The organism is Streptomyces sp. NPDC091271 (assembly GCF_044757505.1).
Classification (GTDB): domain Bacteria; phylum Actinomycetota; class Actinomycetes; order Streptomycetales; family Streptomycetaceae; genus Streptomyces.
Window position 1 is genome coordinate 50,540 of record NZ_JBIVVD010000003.1, and the last position, 20,172, is coordinate 70,711.

Annotated in this window: 14 protein-coding genes; 3 read left to right on the forward strand and 11 right to left on the reverse strand. The window is 72.4% G+C overall.

What is annotated here, in order from left to right; genetic code table 11:
- Positions 1–282: 282 nt before the first annotated feature.
- Positions 283–3,591 (reverse strand): FHA domain-containing protein, encoded by a 3,309-nt coding sequence (locus tag ACIQM3_RS12000; RefSeq protein ID WP_401622531.1) that lies wholly within the window; start codon positions 3,589–3,591, stop codon positions 283–285.
- 419 nt (positions 3,592–4,010) lie between these two features.
- On the opposite strand from ACIQM3_RS12000, the gene ACIQM3_RS12005 reads away from it, so the two are divergent.
- The 3 genes from ACIQM3_RS12005 (at position 4,011) to prfB (ending at position 8,222) form a co-directional block, all read left to right on the forward strand.
- On the forward strand, positions 4,011–5,660 hold the full coding sequence (locus tag ACIQM3_RS12005) for a serine/threonine-protein kinase (RefSeq protein ID WP_401622534.1): 1,650 nt from the start codon (positions 4,011–4,013) through the stop codon (positions 5,658–5,660).
- 146 nt (positions 5,661–5,806) lie between these two features.
- Entirely contained in the window at positions 5,807–7,045 is a 1,239-nt protein-coding gene (locus ACIQM3_RS12010) for a protein kinase (protein ID WP_401622537.1), read from the forward strand.
- Between the two features lie 70 nt (positions 7,046–7,115).
- Positions 7,116–8,222, forward strand: coding sequence for a peptide chain release factor 2 (gene prfB / locus ACIQM3_RS12015; protein WP_401622540.1), 1,107 nt, complete (start codon positions 7,116–7,118; stop codon positions 8,220–8,222).
- A gap of 109 nt (positions 8,223–8,331) precedes the next feature.
- Here the strand turns inward: prfB and ACIQM3_RS12020 are convergent, their stop codons facing one another.
- From ACIQM3_RS12020 to ACIQM3_RS12065, 10 genes are all read right to left on the reverse strand, one after another.
- Positions 8,332–9,525, reverse strand: a complete 1,194-nt coding sequence (locus ACIQM3_RS12020) for a hypothetical protein (RefSeq protein ID WP_401622543.1) — start codon at positions 9,523–9,525, stop codon at positions 8,332–8,334.
- An 83-nt stretch (positions 9,526–9,608) separates the two neighbouring features.
- Positions 9,609–10,895, reverse strand: coding sequence for an MFS transporter (locus ACIQM3_RS12025; RefSeq protein WP_401622546.1), 1,287 nt, complete (start codon positions 10,893–10,895; stop codon positions 9,609–9,611).
- Positions 10,892–12,202 (reverse strand): hydrolase, encoded by a 1,311-nt coding sequence (locus tag ACIQM3_RS12030; RefSeq protein ID WP_401622549.1) that lies wholly within the window; start codon positions 12,200–12,202, stop codon positions 10,892–10,894. Before ACIQM3_RS12030 ends, ACIQM3_RS12025 begins: the two co-directional genes overlap by 4 nt.
- Complete coding sequence (locus tag ACIQM3_RS12035) at positions 12,202–13,455, reverse strand: ATP-grasp domain-containing protein (RefSeq protein ID WP_401622552.1); 1,254 nt, start codon at positions 13,453–13,455, stop codon at positions 12,202–12,204. Before ACIQM3_RS12035 ends, ACIQM3_RS12030 begins: the two co-directional genes overlap by 1 nt.
- A 35-nt stretch (positions 13,456–13,490) precedes the next feature.
- Positions 13,491–14,450: a transketolase family protein gene (locus ACIQM3_RS12040; protein ID WP_401622555.1), complete on the reverse strand. Its 960-nt coding sequence runs from the start codon at positions 14,448–14,450 to the stop codon at positions 13,491–13,493.
- The gene (locus ACIQM3_RS12045) at positions 14,447–15,292 is read right to left on the reverse strand and encodes a thiamine pyrophosphate-dependent enzyme (RefSeq protein WP_401622559.1); all 846 of its coding nucleotides are present in this window, start codon (positions 15,290–15,292) and stop codon (positions 14,447–14,449) included. The genes ACIQM3_RS12040 and ACIQM3_RS12045 overlap by 4 nt, the downstream gene beginning before the upstream one ends.
- On the reverse strand, positions 15,292–17,145 hold the full coding sequence (locus ACIQM3_RS12050) for a M20/M25/M40 family metallo-hydrolase (protein WP_401622562.1): 1,854 nt from the start codon (positions 17,143–17,145) through the stop codon (positions 15,292–15,294). The genes ACIQM3_RS12045 and ACIQM3_RS12050 overlap by 1 nt, the downstream gene beginning before the upstream one ends.
- Entirely contained in the window at positions 17,142–18,215 is a 1,074-nt protein-coding gene (gene argC / locus ACIQM3_RS12055) for an N-acetyl-gamma-glutamyl-phosphate reductase (RefSeq protein ID WP_401622565.1), read from the reverse strand. The genes ACIQM3_RS12050 and argC overlap by 4 nt, the downstream gene beginning before the upstream one ends.
- Positions 18,208–19,527 carry an aminotransferase class I/II-fold pyridoxal phosphate-dependent enzyme gene (locus tag ACIQM3_RS12060; RefSeq protein ID WP_401622567.1) on the reverse strand — a complete coding sequence of 440 codons (1,320 nt, stop codon included), beginning with the start codon at positions 19,525–19,527 and terminating at the stop codon, positions 18,208–18,210. The genes argC and ACIQM3_RS12060 overlap by 8 nt, the downstream gene beginning before the upstream one ends.
- Positions 19,524–20,153 carry a DegT/DnrJ/EryC1/StrS family aminotransferase gene (locus tag ACIQM3_RS12065; protein ID WP_401622570.1) on the reverse strand — a complete coding sequence of 210 codons (630 nt, stop codon included), beginning with the start codon at positions 20,151–20,153 and terminating at the stop codon, positions 19,524–19,526. Before ACIQM3_RS12065 ends, ACIQM3_RS12060 begins: the two co-directional genes overlap by 4 nt.
- Positions 20,154–20,172 lie beyond the last annotated feature (19 nt).

The window sequence follows — 20,172 nt, forward strand, 5'->3', positions numbered from 1 at the left end:
CCCCGAGGCCGCAATACCGCCGCCTGGGCCAACTCCGTGATCGTGATGGGCTCGTGACGTCGTAAGTGAACGCGGACCGGGCTTAGGGCCTCTCGTTTGGATCATGCCGGGCTCGCGGGGTCTGGCACCGCACCTCGCGGCGTTGTCGTCAGTCTTCCCCAAGCTCTCAACTTCGTTCGAGCAGGGGAGACCCCAATCGCTCCGCGTTGCCTCAATCCTCCGCCTTGCGATGCACGGCACCAGACCCCGCTCCCTGATCCGGCCTGATCCAAGCGAAAGGCCCTAGGGGATCAGCGGAGGGAGGGGCACCGCGTGCACCGAACGGGCCGCCCTCTCCAGGGCGCTGGCCAGCAGGGCCAGGTCGGTCGGGCCGTTGCCCAGCTCGCGGACCGGCCGGCGGGTCGGCGGGTCCCCCATCCGCTCCCACTCCAGCGGTACGACCGTGGGGCGGAGAGTCGCCGTGCGCGGGATGCGGCCGGTGACCCGGCCGCCCTGGAACGGAGTCACCCGGCCGTCGGGGTGCCCCAGCCGCCCCCGGCCCGGCGAGGCCTCGTCCGGGGACGGGGGGACGACGGGCGGGTCGAGCACGATGCGCAGCCGGGCGCCTCGCGCCAGCTCCGTGTCCTCGGTGCGGTCCGGACGGGCGGAGGTGGCGACCAGATGGACGCCGAGCCGGCCGCCGTCCCTGGCCACGGCCTCCAGCACCCGGACGACGGATCCGGCGGACGGGCGGCCGGGGCTCCCCAGCGCCGGGGCCACCAGGGCGTCGAAGTCGTCGGCCAGGACGACCAGCCGGGGAAGGGGGGAGGGCCCGGGGTCCACCGGGCGGGCAGAGGCGGGCCGCAGCCGCAGAGTGCCGGTGGCGGGCGATTCCAGGTCACCGCGCTGTTCGGCGGAGCCGGCGGCGCGACGGCCGGTGAGCCCCTGCGACTCCTCGTACCGCGCATGCCATTCGGTGAAGTCCAGCGTGCCGAGCAGCTCCGCCCGACGCTTCAGCTCGCCGCCCAGCGCCTGGGCGAACTCCCGCATCCGTACGGGGTCGGAGGCCACCAGGTGCGTGAAGACGTGCGGGAGCTCCGTGCAGGGGCGCAGTCCCTCGCCCCGCTCCCCGTGCTCGCCGCCCGCCCCGTCGATGAGGAGGATGCCGAGCCGGTCGGGACGGGCGGCGGAGGCCAGGGAGGCGGCGGCGGCGCGCAGCAGCTCCGTACGCCCGCTGCCCGCGGGGCCCTCGATCAGCAGATGCGGTCCCTCGTCGGCCAGGTCGACGGAGAGCGGGCCCCGGGGACCGGCACCGAGGACGATCACGGGCCGGCCCGCGTAACCCGAGGACGTGGCCGCGGAGCCGCTGTCGCGTCGCTGCGCGCCGATCCGGGGGGAGGAGCCGCTCCCGGCCGCGGGGCTGTAGGAGGAACGGCCCGAGCCCGAACTGGTCGGCCCGCTGCTCCGGTAGGGGGTGTGCCCGGCGTCCGGGGACTCGCGCTGCGCGCCCACCCGGGGCCCGGTGCTCAGGGTGCGGCCCGAGCCCGTCGTGTCCAGGTCCGCGGAGTCCGGCGCCGGGGTACGCACCGTCGCGCCCGGCTGGTCCTCGGCCGTGGAGGCCCAGCGGGCCATCAGGGAGGCCGGGGTGGCCCTGGCGAGGCCCAGCTCGTCCAGCAGGCGCGCGGAGGGCGGCAGGGCCGCCGCTACGGGCCGGCCCGGCAGGGCGGCCGCGCCCTCGTCGCGCAGCGGGGCCAGGGCGCGGCCGAACCGCTCGGCCCAGGCCGCCGACACGGCGTCCACCGCGGCGACCGTGCCGTGGCCGGCGGCCTGGCCGCCCGCCGTGCGCAGGAGCCGGAGCGCGGTCGCGACGTCGCCGCTGAGCATGGCCACCGCACCGCACTCGCGGAAGGCGATCGAGGCCCGGCACGCGGTGTCGTAGGTCGCGGCGACCGGGGAGGTCGGGGAGGCGGCCGGGGTCTCCGCCAGGCAGATGAGATGGATTCCGGCGGCGGCTCCGGCACCGGCCAGGCCGGCAGTGGTCTCGCGCAGGGCCGCGGAGCCGGGATCGCCGTCCACGATCACCACGGTGTACGGCCCGGTGTGGAGCCGGGCCGCCTCGGCCACGGAGCTCCGGTCGGCGCTCGCCCAGCCGGGTCCCAGCGGCCCCTCCTCCATGCGGCGCACCAGCTCCGCCGCGCGGGCGCCCGCCTGCTCACGGTCGTAGGCGAGGAGGAGTCGGCAGTCCTGGCCGTGCATCGGGCGCAGATGGGGCAGCCAGCCGAGCCAGGACCACTCGCGCCGCCGCTCCTCCAGGCTCCGGGTCCGGTCCGTGCTGATCAGCACGATCTCCAGGTCGAAGGGGGAGTGCAGCGCGGCGAGCTGCGCCACCGTCGAGCGGGCGAGGCCGGAGAGCCGGGCCCGGGGCCCCGCGAGCCCGAGGGAGCCGGCCTCCCGCAGTCCGACGGTGACCGGCACGGCGGGCAGATCGGCCCGCTCCGTCGTCCCGAGCCGTACGACCAGGCACTCGGGGTGCGCGGTGTCGCGCTCCCACAGCCGGGGGCCGGGGCCGAGCGCCGTGAGGAGCACGGTCGCGGGGTCCGGCCAGGTCCCGGCGGGGGCGGAGGGGGAGTGCGGGGGTACGGAGGGGGCGTGCGGGGCGGACGCGGGCTCCGGGCCGGCCGCCGGCGAGCCACCGGACGGCGTGCCGTGTCCCTGCTCGCCCTTGCCGCTCGTGAGCCGCCGGGCCCAGGCGCCTATGCCGCGCCTGGGGGCCTCCCCGGGGGCGAGCGCGGAGCCGCGGCCGTGGGTGACCTGCCCGAGGGGCTCGCCCGGGTGGGCGTCGTGGCCGGACGGGCCGTCGTCGTACGCCTGGTGCCCGGTGGGGGCGGAGCCGTACGCGTGGCCGTGTCCGCCGGCCGGGCCCGCGCCGGGCTCCCCGGCCGGTCCCGGGGCGCCGCCCGCGTCCGGGCGGGCCACCCGCAGATGGCCCTCGCCGTCCGGCGTCGTCGTCAGTGTGGGCGTGCGGTCGCCGGGGGTGAGCCGGAGCGTCGACTCACCGAGCCGCAGCAGGGCGCCCGGGACGAGCCGGACCGGACGGTCGTGGACGTCCGTGCCGTCCAGCGAGGTGCCGTTGGTGGAGCCCAGGTCGGCGACGGAGACGCGGCCGTCGTCCGAGACCGTCACCGCACAGTGCAGCCGTGACACGTCGGGGTCGTCGAGCGGGACGTCCGCGTCGGCGGAGCGGCCGATGCGGATCTGCCCGCCGTGCAGCAGGTGGACCCCGCCGGCATCCGGTCCCGCGATCACGTGCAGCCGGGCCGGGACGGCGTCGTCGGCCGCCTCGTCCTCGCCGGGCACCTGGAGCGAGAGCACCGTGCCGTCCACCAGGGGCGGCTCGCCGAGGGCGCAGCGCTGCGGGTCGAGCCGCTCGCGCCCGGCGTACAGCACGGTGGCGCCGCCGCCCAGGGAGTTCTCCGGCCCGGACACCGCTGTGGCCAGGGCGGAGGCGACGGCCGCGAGAGCCGTCCCCGCCGGGGCGGTCACGAGCACGTCGCAGGCGCGCGCCGGGGTCTGGCCGCTGCGCGGCGCGAGGACGGTCAGCCGGATCTGCATCGCCGTCAGCGGTCCCTTCTGCGCGGGGTGCCCGGCAGGGGAAATGCCCTGTGATTCCCCCCACCCGGCACGGACGCGTCGTCCGGTACAGGTCGTCACGGAACGTGAGGCTCCCGACCCCACAGTTCTGTGCTGGAGGCATCCTCGCACCTGCCACTGACAACACGCCCGGGGGTGGCCGCTAAGTGATCTTGAATGGCCGAGTGTGGGTGCAAAAGTGCCTGCTTGGTCCTGCCGGGGTCGTGCTGCACACTCGTTCGGCAACCAACTCTTCCGTGTGGGCGTCTTCCCGTGAACACAGCGGCAACACGACCGGAGGACGACCGACCGGTGCCCCGTACGGCGGCACTAGAGTGGGCCGGAACATCCGGCGGGCCCCGGGGGACCGCAAGCACAACGATCAGCAGGGAGCGCGTGACGTGCGGCCAGTCGGCAGCAAGTACCTGCTCGAGGAGCCGCTCGGACGCGGCGCCACGGGCACCGTCTGGCGAGCCCGCCAGCGGGAGACCGCGGGCGCCGAGGCGGCCGTCGCCGGGCAGCCCGGCGAGACCGTTGCGATCAAGGTGCTCAAGGAGGAGCTCGCCAACGACGCGGATGTCGTGATGCGGTTCCTGCGCGAGCGCTCCGTGCTGTTGCGGCTCACCCACCCGAACATCGTGCGCACCCGGGACCTCGTCGTCGAGGGCGATCTCCTCGCCCTCGTGATGGACCTGATCGACGGTCCCGACCTGCACCGCTACCTCCGCGAGAACGGCCCGCTGACCCCGGTCGCCGCCTCGCTGCTCACCGCCCAGATCGCGGACGCGCTGGCCGCGAGCCACGCCGACGGCGTCGTGCACCGCGACCTGAAGCCGGCCAACGTGCTCCTCGACGAGCGCGACGGCGGCATGACGCCGATGCTCACCGACTTCGGTATCGCGCGCCTGGCGGACTCCCCGGGCCTGACCCGGACCCATGAGTTCGTCGGTACGCCCGCCTATGTGGCGCCCGAGTCGGCCGAGGGGCGTCCGCAGACCTCGGCCGTGGACGTCTACGGGGCGGGGATCCTGCTGTACGAGCTGGTCACCGGCCGTCCCCCGTTCGCGGGCGGCACCGCGCTCGAGGTCCTGCACCGGCACCTCAGCGAGGAGCCGCGGCGTCCCAGCACCGTCCCGGAGCCGCTGTGGACGGTCATCGAGCGCTGCCTGCGCAAGGACCCGGACCAGCGGCCCAGCGCCGTGAACCTCGGCCGTGCGCTGCGTACGGTCGGCGCCGGTATCGGCGTGCACGCGAACTCGGCGCAGATCGCGGCCGCCGAGGGTGTGGGCGCCCTGCTCGCGCCCGACCCGGCGCCCGCCGCCGTCCCGGAGACCCCGGGCGCGGCCGACCCGACCCAGGTGCTGCCGAGCAACGCGGGCTCGTACGACCCGTCGGCCGCGACCAGCGTGATGCAGCAGACCCCGGGCGGGGGCGGCCAGGCGGACCCGACCGCGATGATGCCTCCCGTGCCGCCGCGCCCCGACGGCCCGCCGGGGCCCGACGAGCCGCACCCGTGGCAGTCCCAGCTCCGGGCCGCCCGGGACCGCAACGAGCAGACGCAGGTCCAGTACCTCGACCCGAGCCAGGACCCGCTGCGCCGCCGCCCCCAGCGTCAGCAGGCGCCGCAGGACAGGCAGCCCCAGCGTCAGCAGCCGCCGCAGGACAGGCAGCCGCAGCGCGCCCAGCAGTACCCGCAGCAGCAGCCCCAGCGCTACCAGCCGCAACCCCAGCAGCAGCGGCCCCCGCAGCCGCAGCGGCAGCAGTACGCGCCCCCGCAGCAGCCCCCGCCCCAGGCGCCGGCCCCGCGCCAGCCCCGGCAGCGCAGCGCCAACCCGATGCGCATCCCCGGCCTCGGCTGCCTCAAGGGGTGCCTGTTCTCGGCGGTGCTGCTGGTCGTCGCCGCCTGGCTCATCTGGGAGCTGACGCCGCTGCAGGACTGGGTCGCCCAGGGCAAGAGCTTCTGGGACGCCATAGGGGACGGCATCAGCGAGGTCACCGGCTGGTTCGAGGACCTCGGCGGCAGCGGCTCCGGCGGCTCGACCGGCCAGTAACAGCCCCTACTCTGTGTCTTTGTCGACTTCTGCGGGCCCAATTCGCCCGCAGAAGTGAAGGTTGGCGCCATCCAGGGCACGCGACACCCCGTTCGCCGCGTAACTTTGTCGACCGGGGGTCAACGCCAGCCGCTGAGGGAGCAGTCTTGGCACGGAATATCGGCAGCCGGTACACCGCCCACCAGATCCTGGGGCGCGGCAGCGCCGGCACGGTGTGGCTCGGCGAGGGGCCCGAGGGCCCGGTCGCCATCAAGCTGCTCCGTGAGGACCTCGCGTCCGACCAGGAGCTCGTGGGCCGCTTCGTGCAGGAGCGCACCGCCCTGCTCGGGCTCGGGCATCCGCACGTCGTCGCCGTCCGCGACCTCGTGGTGGACGGCACCGACCTGGCGCTGGTGATGGATCTGGTGCGGGGCACCGATCTGCGCACCCGCCTGGACCGGGAACGCCGCCTCGCGCCCGAGGCCGCCGCGGCGATCATCGCGGACGTCGCCGACGGTCTCGCCGCCGCGCACCGCGCGGGAGTGGTCCACCGCGACGTCAAGCCGGAGAACATCCTGCTCGACATGGAGGGCCCTCTCGGCCCCGGCGGTTCGCACCCCGCGCTGCTCACCGACTTCGGTGTCGCCAAGCTGATCGACACCCCGCGCCGCACCAAGGCCACCAAGATCATCGGTACGCCGGACTACCTGGCCCCCGAGATCGTCGAGGGCCTCCCGCCGCGCGCCGCCGTGGACATCTACGCCCTCGCCACCGTGCTCTACGAGCTCCTCGCCGGCTTCACCCCCTTCGGCGGTGGCCACCCAGGGGCCGTCCTGCGCCGCCATGTGACCGAGACGGTCGTCCCGCTCCCGGGCATCCCGGAGGAGCTCTGGCAGCTCCTCGTCCAGTGCCTGGCCAAGGCCCCGGCCTCCCGGCTGCGCGCCTCCGAGCTCGCGACCCGGCTGCGGGAGCTGCTCCCGCTGTTGTCCGGGATACCCCCGCTCGACGTCGACGAGCCGGACAACGAGACCGAGCCGCAGGCATACGACGAACAGCAGTACACGCCGGCCCCCGAGGAGCCCCGCCGCCGCGGCGCGGTCCCGCTGGTGCCCGGCTCCTCCCCGGACTCCAACCGGGACACCCACACGAGCATGCGCGTCCCCGCCCCCGACGAGCTCTCCGGCGGCCCCCTCGGCACGGCCCGCGCGCCGCGCGCCCCCGGCCGTCCGCGCCCCGGCTCGGCCCGGAACAAGTCGGCCGCCGTCCGGAAGCGGAGGATCACCCTGGGTGTCGCGGCTGTCGCCCTGTGTGCGGCGATAGGGGTGGGCGGCTGGTTCGCCATGAGCGGTGACGACGCGGGGGGTTCGCCCGAGGACTCCCGGAACTCGGCGCCCGCAGCGCCGTGAGAGGTGGCCCCGGAAGGGCCGGAACCCGGGGGAGGGGCTGGTTCACTCGTCCAGCCGTTACGCTGGTCCTGTGGCAGTCGTCGATATTTCCGAAGAGCTGAAGTCCCTCTCCTCGACCATGGGGTCGATCGAGGCCGTCCTGGACCTCGATGCGCTGAGGGCTGATATCGCCGCGCTCGAGGAGCAGGCGGCGGCGCCGTCCCTCTGGGACGACCCGGAGGCGGCGCAGAAGATCACCAGCAAGCTTTCGCACCTCCAGGCCGAGGTCCGCAAGACCGAGGCGCTTCGTGGCCGGATCGACGATCTCGGCATCATGTTCGAGCTCGCCGAGGACGAGGGTGACGCCGATGCCCTCGGCGAGGCGGAGGCCGAGCTGGAGTCCGTGCGCAAGGCGCTGGACGAGATGGAGGTCCGCACCCTCCTCTCCGGCGAGTACGACGCGCGCGAGGCCCTGGTCACCATCCGGGCCGAGGCCGGTGGCGTCGACGCCGCCGACTTCGCCGAGAAGCTCCAGCGCATGTACCTCCGCTGGGCCGAGCGGCACAACTACAAGACCGAGGTCTACGAGACGGCGTACGCCGAAGAGGCCGGCATCAAGTCGACCACCTTCTCGGTGGAGGTCCCGTACGCCTACGGCACGCTCTCCGTGGAGCAGGGCACCCACCGGCTCGTCCGGATCTCGCCGTTCGACAACCAGGGCCGCCGCCAGACGTCCTTCGCGGGCGTCGAGGTGCTGCCCGTGGTCGAGCAGACGGACCACGTCGAGATCGACGAGTCCGAGCTCCGCGTCGACGTGTACCGCTCCTCGGGCCCCGGCGGCCAGGGCGTCAACACCACGGACTCCGCGGTGCGCCTGACCCACCTGCCGACCGGGATCGTCGTCTCCTGTCAGAACGAGCGCTCGCAGATCCAGAACAAGGCGTCGGCGATGAACGTCCTCCAGGCGAAGCTCCTCGAGCGCCGCCGCCAGGAGGAGCAGGCGAAGATGAACGCCCTCAAGGGTGACGGCGGCAACTCCTGGGGCAACCAGATGCGTTCCTACGTCATCCATCCGTACCAGATGGTCAAGGACCTGCGTACGGAGTTCGAGATCGGCAACCCGGAAGCGGTCTTCAACGGCGAGATCGACGGCTTCATCGAGGCCGGCATCCGCTGGCGTAAGCAGAGCGAGAAGTAGCGGCGGTCGTACGGCTGTTGGGCCCGGACAGGCTTTCCTGTCCGGGCCCTTCCGTGTTCTCACCCCGCCGGGAACGCAGGGGAGTTGAGGGGGAGCTGTGGTGAATGAGTCACAGTCGTGGTTCCGAATACCCGTCAAGAACCCCCATAGCGGCCCGAATGCCCCGGAACGGCCTTGACGTAGTCCTTAACTCTGGACAGGGTGCTAGAGCAGCACGCGTATGTCTGGGACAGGTGTGAACGGGGGCGGGCGGGATGACCACGGTACGGCGTGGCCCTGCAGAGAGTGTGACCCCGCAGGGCCGTGGACCGCATAGGGCTGCTCCATCGACGAGATCAGCTACTGGGGGTAGCAACATATGACCAAGAAGACGCGAATCCGCGTCGCGCGGATAGCCGCTGGTGCGGTTATCGCCGCGGGTGCCTCGCTTACCGCAGCGGGCGCAGCGCAGGCCGTGGGCATCGGCATCGGCATCGGTGTCGACGAGAACGGTGTCGACGCACAGGTCAACGCGACGACCGACGGCGGCCTGCTCGGCGGCGTTGACGGCGGTGCCGATGGTGGTGCTGACGGCGGTGCCGACGGCGGTGCCGACGGTGGTGCCGATGGTGGCGCCGACGGTGGCCTGCTCGGCGGCGTTGACGGTGGTGCCGATGGTGGTGCTGACGGTGGTGCCGATGGTGGCGTTGACGGCGGTGCTGACGGTGGTGCCGATGGTGGCGCTGACGGCGGTGCCGATGGTGGTGCCGATGGTGGCGCTGACGGCGGTGCCGATGGTGGTGCCGATGGTGGCGCTGACGGCGGTGCCGATGGTGGTGCTGACGGCGGTGCTGACGGCGGTGCCGATGGTGGTGCTGACGGCGGTGCCGATGGTGGTGCCGATGGTGGTGCTGACGGCGGTGCCGATGGTGGCGTTGACGGCGGTGCCGATGGTGGCGTTGACGGCGGTGCCGATGGTGGCGCTGACGGCGGTGCTGACGGCGGTGCCGATGGCGGTGCTGACGGCGGCGTTGACGGTGGTGCCGATGGTGGCGCGACCGGCGGCGACACCGGCGCGCCCACGGCTGAGCCCTCGGACCCGTCCTACCCGGACACCGGTGACAACACCGACACCGACAGCATCGGCAACCAGCCGGTCGAGCAGGGCAAGGGCAAGGACGAGCTCGCCGAGACCGGTGCGGCCGAGACCACGTTCCTGCTGCTCGGTGCCGCGACGATGATCGCCGGTGGCATCGGCTTCCGCATCCTGCCGCGTCTGGCCGGCGGCGGTCGTACGGCCGCCTAGCAGCCGACGGCGGTACACGCACACACAGAGGGGCCCGGTCCGCGCATTCGCGGGCCGGGTCCCTCTGCGTGTGGGGGTGTGTGGGGGGATGGAACGAACCGTCAGGCCGTGGTGTCGGCCGCCTGCCGGGTTTCCGTGGCGGCGGGCGGCTCCTCGGCCTGCACGAACGCCGGTGTGCTCTCCGCCGAGACGCTCTCCTTCTTCGCGGAGGAGAAGCTGACGGCGGCGCAGACCACCGCGATCGCACCGACGACGTACCAGTTGAGGCCCGGGATGTCGGTGGAGTGCGAGAGGTCGTAGAGCGCGCCGGCGGCGAGGGTGCCGACCATGTTGCCGAAGCTGCGGAAGAAGTGCATGGCGCCCATCGCCCGCGCGAGGCGGTCCGCAGGCATCCGGTTGGCGACCCAGAGGTCGAAGGACGGCGTGAACAGGATGTCGCCGAAGACCACGACCAGGCAGCCCACGACCACCCACACCGAGGTCTGCCCGGCACCGAACAGGGCGTACGCCGCCGCCATCGCGAGGAACGCGACACCCATGACCTGACCGGGCCGCAGGCGCTTCGACATGTAGCGGAACGCCGGGTACTGAAGCACCAGGAGCGCCAGGCCGGTGATCCAGAAGGGGGTGGAGACCGGAAGGTCCGCGGCGAACTCCTCCATGTGCAGCGGCATACCGACCAGGAAGCTGATCGACAGGATCCAGAAGACGCTGGAGAGCAGGAAGTAGCTGCCGCCACCGCCGAGCTGCAGGCCCTTGAGGATCGCCACGTTGACCAGCGGGGTGTCCTTGGCCGCCGGGGCGGCCTGCCCGCCCGCGTCGGCCGGGATGAACGAGGCCGCGGCCGCGCAGTAGCCGGCGAACAGGACGAACACCACCAGGAACAGGACCGTCATCGAGGAGCCGAGGAACAGACCGCCGATCACGGCACCCGCGATGACACCCAGCTGGCAGGACATCTGGAACGAGGAGAAGGCCTTGGGCCGGTCCGCCTCCGGCAGCGTGCCGAGGATGTTCTTCAGCCCCGGGAAGGAGATCCCCGAGCCGAATCCGACGAAGAAGGCCAGCAGGCTGTAGAACGGCACCCCGTCCGCGAAGCCCATCCCGCCGAGCGCGACGGCCTCCACGGCGATGCCCGCGATGATGCTCGCGCGGGTTCCGAACCGGGCCGCGACACCCTCGTAGAAGAAGGTCGCGCTCAGCCGTCCCACGTACGTCAGGAACATCACGAACCCGGCCCAGAAGCCGCTGTACTCCACGCCGAGCGTCGAGATCAGATGCGGGAACCAGATGTAGTTGCCGATGTGGGCGAGCGCGATGCCGGAGTTGACGCCCAGCAGCACCTTGCGGGTCTGTGGGCTCAGGACATGGCGTTCCTGGCTGCTCATGCGGTGACCTTTCCTCGGGTTGGGGTGGCGCGCAGGTCCTGGATGGCCGCGACGACCGCCGCACGGTCCACGGCCACGCCCCGCACGTACGTGGCCCGGGGAAGCTGCGACAGCTGCTTACCGGCCGCGGCCGGGTCGATCAGGTTGAACGTGGCCGGGCGGCCCTCCGCGATGAGATCCGTGCCGGGCTCGCGTCCGGACAGTTCGTCGAAGAAGCCACGGGCCGTGGTCGTCGCCGTACGCAGCAGTGCCTCGCGCAGACCGGGCTTGCCCAGGTCGTCGCCGGCCAGCAGGTCCAGCTCGCCCTTGAGCGCGTCGCCGTGGAACGCACCGGTGTTGCCGCAGTCGGTGCCGATCAGCAGCGCGCCGCGTTCCAGCGCCGCCAGGCTGTTGTCGCGCATGTTGACCAGCGCCGCGGTCCGGGTGTCCTGGACCTCGTACTGGATGCCGAACGGTTCCTCGATCTTCGACACGTAGTCGAGGTTGGCGAGGTCCTGGGTCTCGCGGAACCCGGGCCTCTCGTACTCGCGCAGGAAGTCCTCGCGCTCCATGATCATGGGGCGCAGGCCGCTGAGCGTGGACACGAACCGGGCGCCTTCGAGCGCCTGCCAGTCCGCGGCCGAGAGCATGAGGTCCCGCACCGGGTGGGCGAAGATGCGGAAGCCGAAGGCGTAGGCCTGCATCACCTCGTCGCGGGTGTTGCAGTCGATGACCGTCTTCAGGCCCTGCTCGGCGGCGAGGCGGGGTACGTGCGCCAGGAGGTTGCCCGGGAGCCGGGAGAAGCGCTTGGTGCTCTCCGGCTGTTCGGCGCCCTCGGTGTACATGACCTTCAGGAAGGTCGCGCCGCGTGCCTTGTTGGCCGCGAGCACCGTGGCCAGGTCCTCCTGGACGCTCAGCATGAAGACGGGGGCCGGGAATTCGACGCCGTGGCCGTAGTGGCCGTCGAGGTCCTTGGTCGCCGTGGCCGCGTAACCGCAGTGGGCCACCTCGGGCCAGGGGAGCGGCGACTCCTGCCTGCCCTTCTCCCAGCCCTCCTTGACCAGCGGGAAGCCGAACATGTCCACGACGTGCGTGACCCCGTGGTAGAGGTACTGCATCGCGGAGATGCGCGGGTCGTCGAGCGAGTCGTCGAAGTTGGCCGGGAGCGCCAGGTGGGCGTGGGCCTCGGTGAAGCCGGGCCACAGCTCCGGGGTCTCCGCGTCGTTCACGTCGCGTTCGGCGACGGCCCGGACGGAGGAGAAGTGCCCGTCGTCGACGGTGACGTCGTACAGGGTGGCCGGATCGAGTTCCGGAATCGCGACGCGCATCAGCGGGCCACCTGGACCTTGATGGTGAAGTCGATGTCGTCGAGGGCGGCCCGGACGCGGCCGGTGGCCTCGTCGCGGTCCTTGCCGGTGTAGATGAGGTGGCCGAGCCAGTCGAAGTTGCTCTTGGAGAGCCGGGACACGGTGCGGCCGGGCTTGGCGTAGGCCAGCGCCTCCTCGAAGCCCGGGGTCCCCTTGAGCTTGTCGAAGCCGATGGAGACGAGCTCCCCGTCGACGGGCGAGCCGAACCAGTGGCCGCCCGCGATGACGTCACCGGGGATGGGCAGTTCGGGCGTCTCGCCGAGGGCCTGGCGGATGACCTCCAGGTAGGGGTTGACGCCGCTGGAGAGCTCCATCAGCTGGGGCACGATGCCACCGGTGAGCCGGCCGTTCACCTCGCAGAGGACGGGTCCGTCGGCGGCGAGGAAGTACTCGGCGTGGATGAAGCCGAAGTCGACACCGAGACCCTTCAGCACCTGCTCGTTCATCGCGAACAGCTCGTCCTGCAGCGGGTGGCCGCTGAAGTAGGTGAGACCCATCTCGATGAAGTACGGGAAGCCGCTCAGGTTGCGGTCGGTGATCCCCAGGTTGACGATCTCGCCGCTCTGCAGCACGCACGCCTCGACCGAGACGAGCTCGCCCTCGATGAACTCCTCGACGACGATCTCCGGGATGCGGGTGACGCCGCGGCCGTAGTCGTCCACCTTCGCCAGCTCGGCCAGGTAGTCGGTGAGCTCCTGGTCGTCGCGGAGGAGGAGCACGTGCAGGCTGGCGGTGCCGTCGGACGGCTTCACCACGCAGGGGAAGCCGATCTCGTGGACCGCGGCCGCCATGTCCTTCGGGTCCGAGACGGCGACGAAGCGCGGCTGGCGTACGTCGGTGTTCTCCAGCGTGAGGCGGGTCCGGTGCTTGTGGCGGGCGTTGAGGGCGCCCTCCACGCTCATCCCGGGCAGGCCGAGCGAGCGGGCGACCGAGGCGGCGTGCACCGTGTGGTACTCGCTGTAGGTCATGACGCCGTGGACGGGCTTTCGCGCGTTGATCTCCTTGGCGAGCCGCTCCAGCTCGTCGATGGAGAAGGCCTCGGTGCTCTTGATCACGTCGCACCTGTCGTGTGCGAAGGCGGCCTCGGCCAGCGGCGAGGCGCCGAGGTAGAAGTCGGGGTCGGCGGAGACGAAGGTGACGTCGTGGCCCAGCTCCAGGGCGTTGGCGATGCCGGCGATGCCGTTCGGGTTGCATTCGACCATGAGGATGTGCATGAGAAATCCTTAGTTTCGAAGGGGGTTCGGAGAGTTCAGGAGAGGCCCTGGTGATCAGGCCTGCGCAGCTCGGCAGCCGCGGAGAGGACGGCGGGCAGGTCGAATCCGAGCCGGGCCATCACCTCGTGGTGGTCGCCGCCCTCGGCCGGCCAGGAATGACCCGCGTTCACACCCACGACCTCGCACCGGGGCATCAGCAGCGCCAGGGCCTCGGCGACACCGCCCTCGCGCCGGTGCTCCTCGACGACCACGAACCGGCGGTGGCTCCCGGCCAGTTCGGCGGCCGCCCGGGTCAGGTTGTCGTGGTCCAGGTACACGAGGTGGGCGTGGGCGAGCTCCGGGTGCCGCTCCCGTGCTTCCAGAGCGAGGCGGGTGCCCTCCTCGCCCACGGAGACCAGGCAGGGTTCGCCGCTTGTACCGGTGGAGTCCCAGGCCACCAGGGAGAGTTCGCCGTCCTGGCCGGGCAGCGAGGTGTATGCCGCGTTGCGTCCGGTACGGATGTAGTGCGGCTTCCCCGACCGGGCCGCCGCGCGTACGACGGCCCGCATCTCGGCCTCGCCGTACGGCGCCGCGATGGTCACGCCGGGCACGCTGCGCAGGACGGCCAGGTCCTCCAGGCAGTGGTGCGTCGTGCCGAACCACGCCCCGGAGACACCGGCGTACGGTGCGACGACGGTGACCCCCGCGTTCAGATACCCCAGCGTCAGCTTGAGGCTCTCCGCCGCCCTGAGCGCCGCGAACGGCGCGAAGGTGGAGAGGAACGGCCGGTAGCCGCCGACCGCCAGTCCGGCGGCCATGTCGACCATGGCGCCCTCGGCGATGCCCAGGTTGAAGAACCGGTCGGGATGGGCCCGTTGGAACGGATGGTTCTTGCCGCCGAGGTCCGCTTCCAGGCAGACCACCCAGGGGTCCTCCTCGGCGATCCTGGTGAGCTCGTCGCGGTAGGCGTCCCGGCCCGGGAGCGCCACGCGGGGCTCCGTGATCGTCGCCGTCATCGGATCGCTCGCTTCCACTTGGCGGCGCGCGCCGCGTCGATGGTGACGTAGTGGGAGGCGGCCTTGCCCTCCACGGCGGGCACGCCCTTGCCCTTCACCGTGTCGGCGACGACCGCGAGCGGCCGGGTGGCGTCCGAACGGTCGCCCGACAGCACCTCGGTGAGAGCGTCGAGATCGTGACCGTCCACCTCGGCCGTCTCGAATCCGAAGGCGGCGAAGCGCTCGGCGAGCCGCGGCAGGGGCGAGACGTCCGCGACCATGCCGTCGTTCTGGCCGCCGTTGCGGTCGACGACCAGCACGAAGTTGCCCAGCTGCTGGGCGGCCGCGACCTGGCAGGTCTCCCAGACGAGGCCTTCCTGCAGTTCGCCGTCGCCCGTCACGGCGATGCCGAGACCGGGCTTGCGGCCGAGCCTGCGGGACATCGCCCAGCCGGCCGCGTACGGCACACCGTGTCCGAGGCTCCCGGTCGGGAACCGCACACCGGGGACCTTGGGGCCGGGATGGCCGGTGTACGGGTGCCCGGCCATGCCGTACAGCGGCGCCGGGTTCTCGGGCAGGATGCCGTTCACGTACAGCGCCGCGTACAACCCCGCGGCGGCGTGGCCCTTGCTGAGGACCACCTCGGTGCCGTCACCCGACGAGGCCCGGTGCAGCGCCGCGATCAGGATGTCCAGCACGGACAGGCTGCCGCCGAGATGGCAGCCGCGCGGACTCGCCGCCATGTCGACGACGAGCCCGCGGGCCTCCAGCGCCCGCTCGGCCAGCAGGATGTGGCCGGCGTCGGGGGCGCCCACGGTGTCCGCCGTGTCGGCGGAGTCCAGGGTGTCGGTCAGCACGGTCATCATCGGCTCCCTTCCGGCAGGGCGAACCAGCGGGCCACCGCGTCGGCCAGGAGCGACCGCGCGGTGCGGTACTCCTCGGCGCCGATGCGCTCCTCGTCGGTGTGGTCGAGCGCGGAGTCACCGGGGCCGTACGCGACCATCGGCACCCCGCGCCAGGTGGTGGCGAGGGTGTTCATGTCGGAGGTGCCCTTCTTGACCACGAACCTCGGCCGGATGCCGGCCTGGCCGAAGGCGCGGGAGAAGACCTTCACCAGGGAGCTCGTGCGGCCCCCGCTGTGGCCGGGGGTGGCCCGCTCCACCGCGATCTCGAGGGCGTCGTCGCCGTGCGAGAGGGCGGCCGTGCGCAGGGCGTCGAGGTCGGCGCCCGGCGGTACCCGGAAGTTGAGGATGCCGACGGCGCGGTGCCGCTCCCGGCCGGTCTCGCAGCGGATGTCGATGACGGCGCTGAGGGCGTCCGGAGCCTGCTCCAGCACCGAGGCCCTGATGGACTCGACGGCGCGGATCAGTGTGTCGGGTGCGGAGACGGCGTCCATGCCGGCCGAGTGACCGCTGTCGACCCAGGCCGTGACCCGCAGCTTGAACAGGCCGTAGTAGCCGAGCGTCAGCTTGTCGCTGCCGCTGGGCTCGCCGATGACGACGGCGTCGGCCGGATAGTGGTCGCGGGCGTGGAAGGCGCCCTTCGAGGAGGAGATCTCCTCCTCGACCGCGCCCACCACCCGCAGCCTGCCGTCGGCGGGGACCTCTGCGGTGGCCAGCACCTCGAGGAAGGCCGCCAGGCTGCCCTTGGCGTCCACGCTGCCGCGGCCGTGCAGTTCGCCCTCGCGCCACTCGGCGGGCCAGTGGTGCGGAACGGTGTCCAGGTGGCCGAGCAGCAGCAGGCCCCGGTCCCCGGCGCCCTTGGTGGCCACCAGGTTCCCGGCAGCGTCGATCTTGGCGTCGATGCCCCGCTCGGTGCACCAGTCGACGAGGTAGGCGGCCAGTTCGTGCTCGTCGCCGGAGACGGAGGGCACCCCGACCGCACGGCCGAGCAGCGTCAGGTCCGTCTCCGGGGCGCTGCCGCGCCAGAAGCGGGTCCAGCCGGCCGGATCGGCCAGCGTGTGCGGGCCCGTGATGGCGATGTCGGCGCTGCCGCCCTCCAGCGCCATCTCGGCGGCGCGCACCTTCTGCCGCATCCTGCCGCCCGCGTACCGGGCCGCTTCGCCCTGGTGCGCGTGGGGCAGCGTCGAGGCCGGGTCCGAGGGGTCGGTGAGCAGCCCCGCGGTGCCGGTGACCAGGCGCAGGTGGTCGGCGCCCAGCGCGTTGGACAGGGCGGCGGCGAGCACGTCGGCGTCCACGTTCAGCGGGGCGCCGCCGTCCCGGTCACGTACCGGAGCGGAGAGGCACACCACGTCGTACGCCTCCAGCAACGCGTTCAGCCGGGCGGTGTCCGCCTCGACCGGTACGCCTGCCCGGTGGTCGCGGACCACTCGGGTGCGGCCCTCGGGGCTCACCGTCTTCAGCGGCCGGTTGGCGCGGCCGCTGACCAGGCCGCCGCGTGCGGCGACCGCGGTGAACACGTCGAGACCGAGCGCGCGCAGGCCGTCCTCGGCGGCGGGCAGGGTGACCCGCTCGTAGGCGTCGACCAGGTGCGTCATCTCGGCGGGCGGGCAGTAGCGCACCGCGTCGCCGTTGGCGAGCCGCAGTTCGGGCATCGGCCGGCCGAGGGCGGCGTAGTGCTGCTCGATGCCGACGGCACCCCCCGCGACCAGCAGCAGACGCGCGCCGCGGGCGACGAGTGCGGCCAGTTCGGTGTGGATGGTGCCGCGGTCGAGGGTGGCACTGCCGACCTTGACCACGTACAGGGGGCGGGTCACGGCGCCACCGCCGCACAGCTGAGACCGGTCCACTCGGTGTAGCCGAGGGCCAGGTTCATCGCCTGGACGGCCTGGCCGGCCGCACCCTTGATGAGATTGTCGATCGCGGAGATGGACACGCACTGGTCCCCCTCGACGGAGACCGCGACCTCGGCGATGTTCGAGCCGACGACGGCCTTGAGCATCGGGAAGTCCTGCGGGGCCTTCGGCGACGGCCGCACCCGCACGAACGCCTTGCCCGTGTACGCCTTGGCGTAGGCGCGCTTGACGTCGAGCGGGCTGACGCCTTCCTTGAGCCGGCTGTACGCCGAGATCAGGATGCCGCGCGGCACGTCCAGGCTGTGCGTGGAGAAGCGCAGCTCGGGTGCCGTGCCGGTGAAGTGCTTCAACGCCTGGGTGATCTCCGGCAGGTGACGGTGCCCGTGCAGCTTGTGGACCCGGAAGTTCCCGGAGCGCTCCGCCGGCTGCTCGGAGCCACCGCGGCCGCCGCCGGTGGAGCCGGTCTTCGCGTCGACGACCACGTCCTGCTCGGCGAGGTCCTCGGCGAAGAGGGGGTACAGCGCGTAGACCGTCGCGACGGCCATGCAGCCGGGCAGGTTGATGAACCTGCCCTCCGGCAGGGACTCCGACAGGTCCGGTACGAAGTAGTCGAAGGCGTCGGCCGGCGGGTGGGCCACCGACGCCGGGTAGTGCTTCGCCAGTTCCTGCGGGTTGTCCAGCCGGAAGTCCCCGGCCAGGTTGAGCACGTACTTCGCGCGGTCCGCGATCTGCGGGAGCCGCTCGGGCAGCGCGCCGGTGGGCAGGCAGGTGATCGCCACGTCGACCTCGCCCAGCTGGTCCAGCGGACGCAGCTTGATGCCGGCGAGCCGCGGGTGGTTGCGCAGCCACGGGTGGACGGCGCCCACCTGCTTGCCCGCACCGCGCTCGGCGGACAGGAACGCGAGTTCCACATGGGGGTGGTTGAGGAGCAGCCGGATGACTTCGCCGCCGGTGTAGCCGCTCGCGCCGATGACGGCGACGCGGATCTTCCCGTCGGAGAACGTGCTCTGGAAGGTCGTCTGCTCAGCCAAGGCGGGCCGCCTTCTCATAGGGACGGCGGTAGTCGCCGGCCTCGACGAGCTTGCGGATGGCGTCCGGGCGCCGGGCGACCTTGGTGAAGGCGTCCGCGTAGCGCAGCGCCCGCTCGTACTCGACCGGGGAGCGGAGCTCGCGGCAGAGGACCAGGGTCGAGTCGAGCATGGCGAGCGTCGCCGGGAAGTCCTCGGGCCTGTGGTCGCGTACCGCACCCGGGTTGAGCGTGAACGGGTAGCCGTTGCCGAAGCCCGTGCGGTGCACGAACGGCAGGTGGCAGGGGATCGGGGTGTTCTGCCACTCGCGGGCCGGCACGCCCTCGGCGACGAGCAGTTCGTGCACCGCCTCCTTGACCGCCCACACCGGGAGGTCCTCGAGACCGATGGCCTCGGGCACCAGGGTGATCCGGTACATGTTGTAGGCGTGGACGTGGCCCTCGGGGACGTGCGGCGCCCGGAAGAATCCGGTGGCGTCGATGGTGTCCGCGATCAGGCGCGCGTTTCGGGCCCGTATCTCGTCGTAGTAGGGCAGGCGCTCCAGCTGGCTGTGGCCGAACGCCGCGGCGACCCACGACATCTCGTAGTCGATGCCGTTGCGCAGGGTGTAGTCGGACGCGCGCCGGTGGGCCTCCTCGGTGGCGAAGAAGGCGATACCGCCCTCGCCGCCGAGCGGGAAGTTCTTGTCGGCCATCAGGCTCTGGCCGGCGGCATCGCCGAACGAACCGGCGATACGGCCGCCGATGCGGGCCGAGTGGGCGTGCGAGGCGTCCTCGACGAGCGCGATGCCGTGCTTGTCGGCGAGGGCGCGCAGCGCGGGCACGTCGGCCGGCAGGCCGTGCACGTGTACGGGCATGATGGCGCGGGTCCGGTCCGTGACCGCTGCCGCAGCCGCCGCGGGGTCCATGCAGTACGTCCGCGGGTCGATGTCGACGAACACCGGGACGGCGTGGGCGGCGACGACGGCCTGCGCGGTGGCGATGAAGGTGAACGCCGGGACGATGACCTCGTCGCCCGGCTGCACGCCGGCGCCGACGAGGGCCAGGTGCAGGCTGGAGGTGCCGCTCGCGGTGGGCAGGGCGTACTCGGCGCCCACGTAGGCGCGGTAGGCCTCGGCGAAGTCGGCGACGACCTTCTCGGGCGCTCTCCGCTGGGAGAGCATCAGGTTGAAGACGTCTTCCTTGGTGATGATCGGGAAGAGCGTGCGGCGCAGCTCCTTGGGGATCAGCGCATCGCCGCCGAGGGCGGCCAGCTCCGAGGTGAGCTCCTCGGCGGAGGGCAGCGGAAGCGGGGCGGAGGGAAAGTCGGTGATCATGACGTGGCTCCGGTGGTGAGGGGACGCACGGCCTGGCTGAGGGCCATGCGGGCGCAGGCCGCTACGAGCGGGCTCAGCCGGTAGTTGAACTGCACGCCGGGGATCAGGTCCGCCTCCGACTCCTCCTGCGTCCACATCGTGCGCAGGTCGTAGGCGCCGAAGATCTTGAGCCGCTCGGCGCGTGCCCAGACGGTGCGGTCGTCGGTCAGTACGGCGGCGGCGGGGCCGAAGCCGAGACCGGTGAGGTCGACGACCAGGGCCGGTGCCCGCAGGGCCCGTGCCTGCTCGTCGAGCAGGTGGGCCCGGCCGGCGTCCAGCGAGATGTGCTCGAAGACGGCCGGACCCGGGTCCTCCGCCACGCCGACGCCGAGCCAGTTCAGGAACGCGGCGTCCTTGGAGGACAGTTCAGGCACGCTGACGGTGTCTCCGTGCCCGATGCCCTGACCGGCGAGCGCCGCGTGCACGGCCGCGCTGCGGCTGTTGACGAGTACGGCGTGCGCGCGCCCGGTCCGCTTGGTCAGCAGGCGTTCCAGGCCGGGCAGTTCACGGTCGCTCTTCTCGATGCTCATGACCACACCGGAGGTCATCACCCGGGTGAGCACGGTGGCTGTGTCGAACAGTTCCATGAGATCTGTCTTCCTTCGT

Bases quoted from the DNA above. Each gene is read 5' to 3' on its own strand.
- ACIQM3_RS12000 (WP_401622531.1), bottom strand. From the start codon at position 3,591: ATGCAGATCCGGCTGACCGTCCTCGCGCCGCGCAGCGGCCAGACCCCG.
- ACIQM3_RS12025 (WP_401622546.1), bottom strand. From the start codon at position 10,895: ATGAGCAGCCAGGAACGCCATGTCCTGAGCCCACAGACCCGCAAGGTG.
- ACIQM3_RS12030 (WP_401622549.1), bottom strand. From the start codon at position 12,202: ATGCGCGTCGCGATTCCGGAACTCGATCCGGCCACCCTGTACGACGTC.
- ACIQM3_RS12035 (WP_401622552.1), bottom strand. From the start codon at position 13,455: ATGCACATCCTCATGGTCGAATGCAACCCGAACGGCATCGCCGGCATC.
- ACIQM3_RS12040 (WP_401622555.1), bottom strand. From the start codon at position 14,450: ATGACGGCGACGATCACGGAGCCCCGCGTGGCGCTCCCGGGCCGGGAC.
- ACIQM3_RS12045 (WP_401622559.1), bottom strand. From the start codon at position 15,292: ATGACCGTGCTGACCGACACCCTGGACTCCGCCGACACGGCGGACACC.
- ACIQM3_RS12060 (WP_401622567.1), bottom strand. From the start codon at position 19,527: ATGATCACCGACTTTCCCTCCGCCCCGCTTCCGCTGCCCTCCGCCGAG.
- ACIQM3_RS12065 (WP_401622570.1), bottom strand. From the start codon at position 20,153: ATGGAACTGTTCGACACAGCCACCGTGCTCACCCGGGTGATGACCTCC.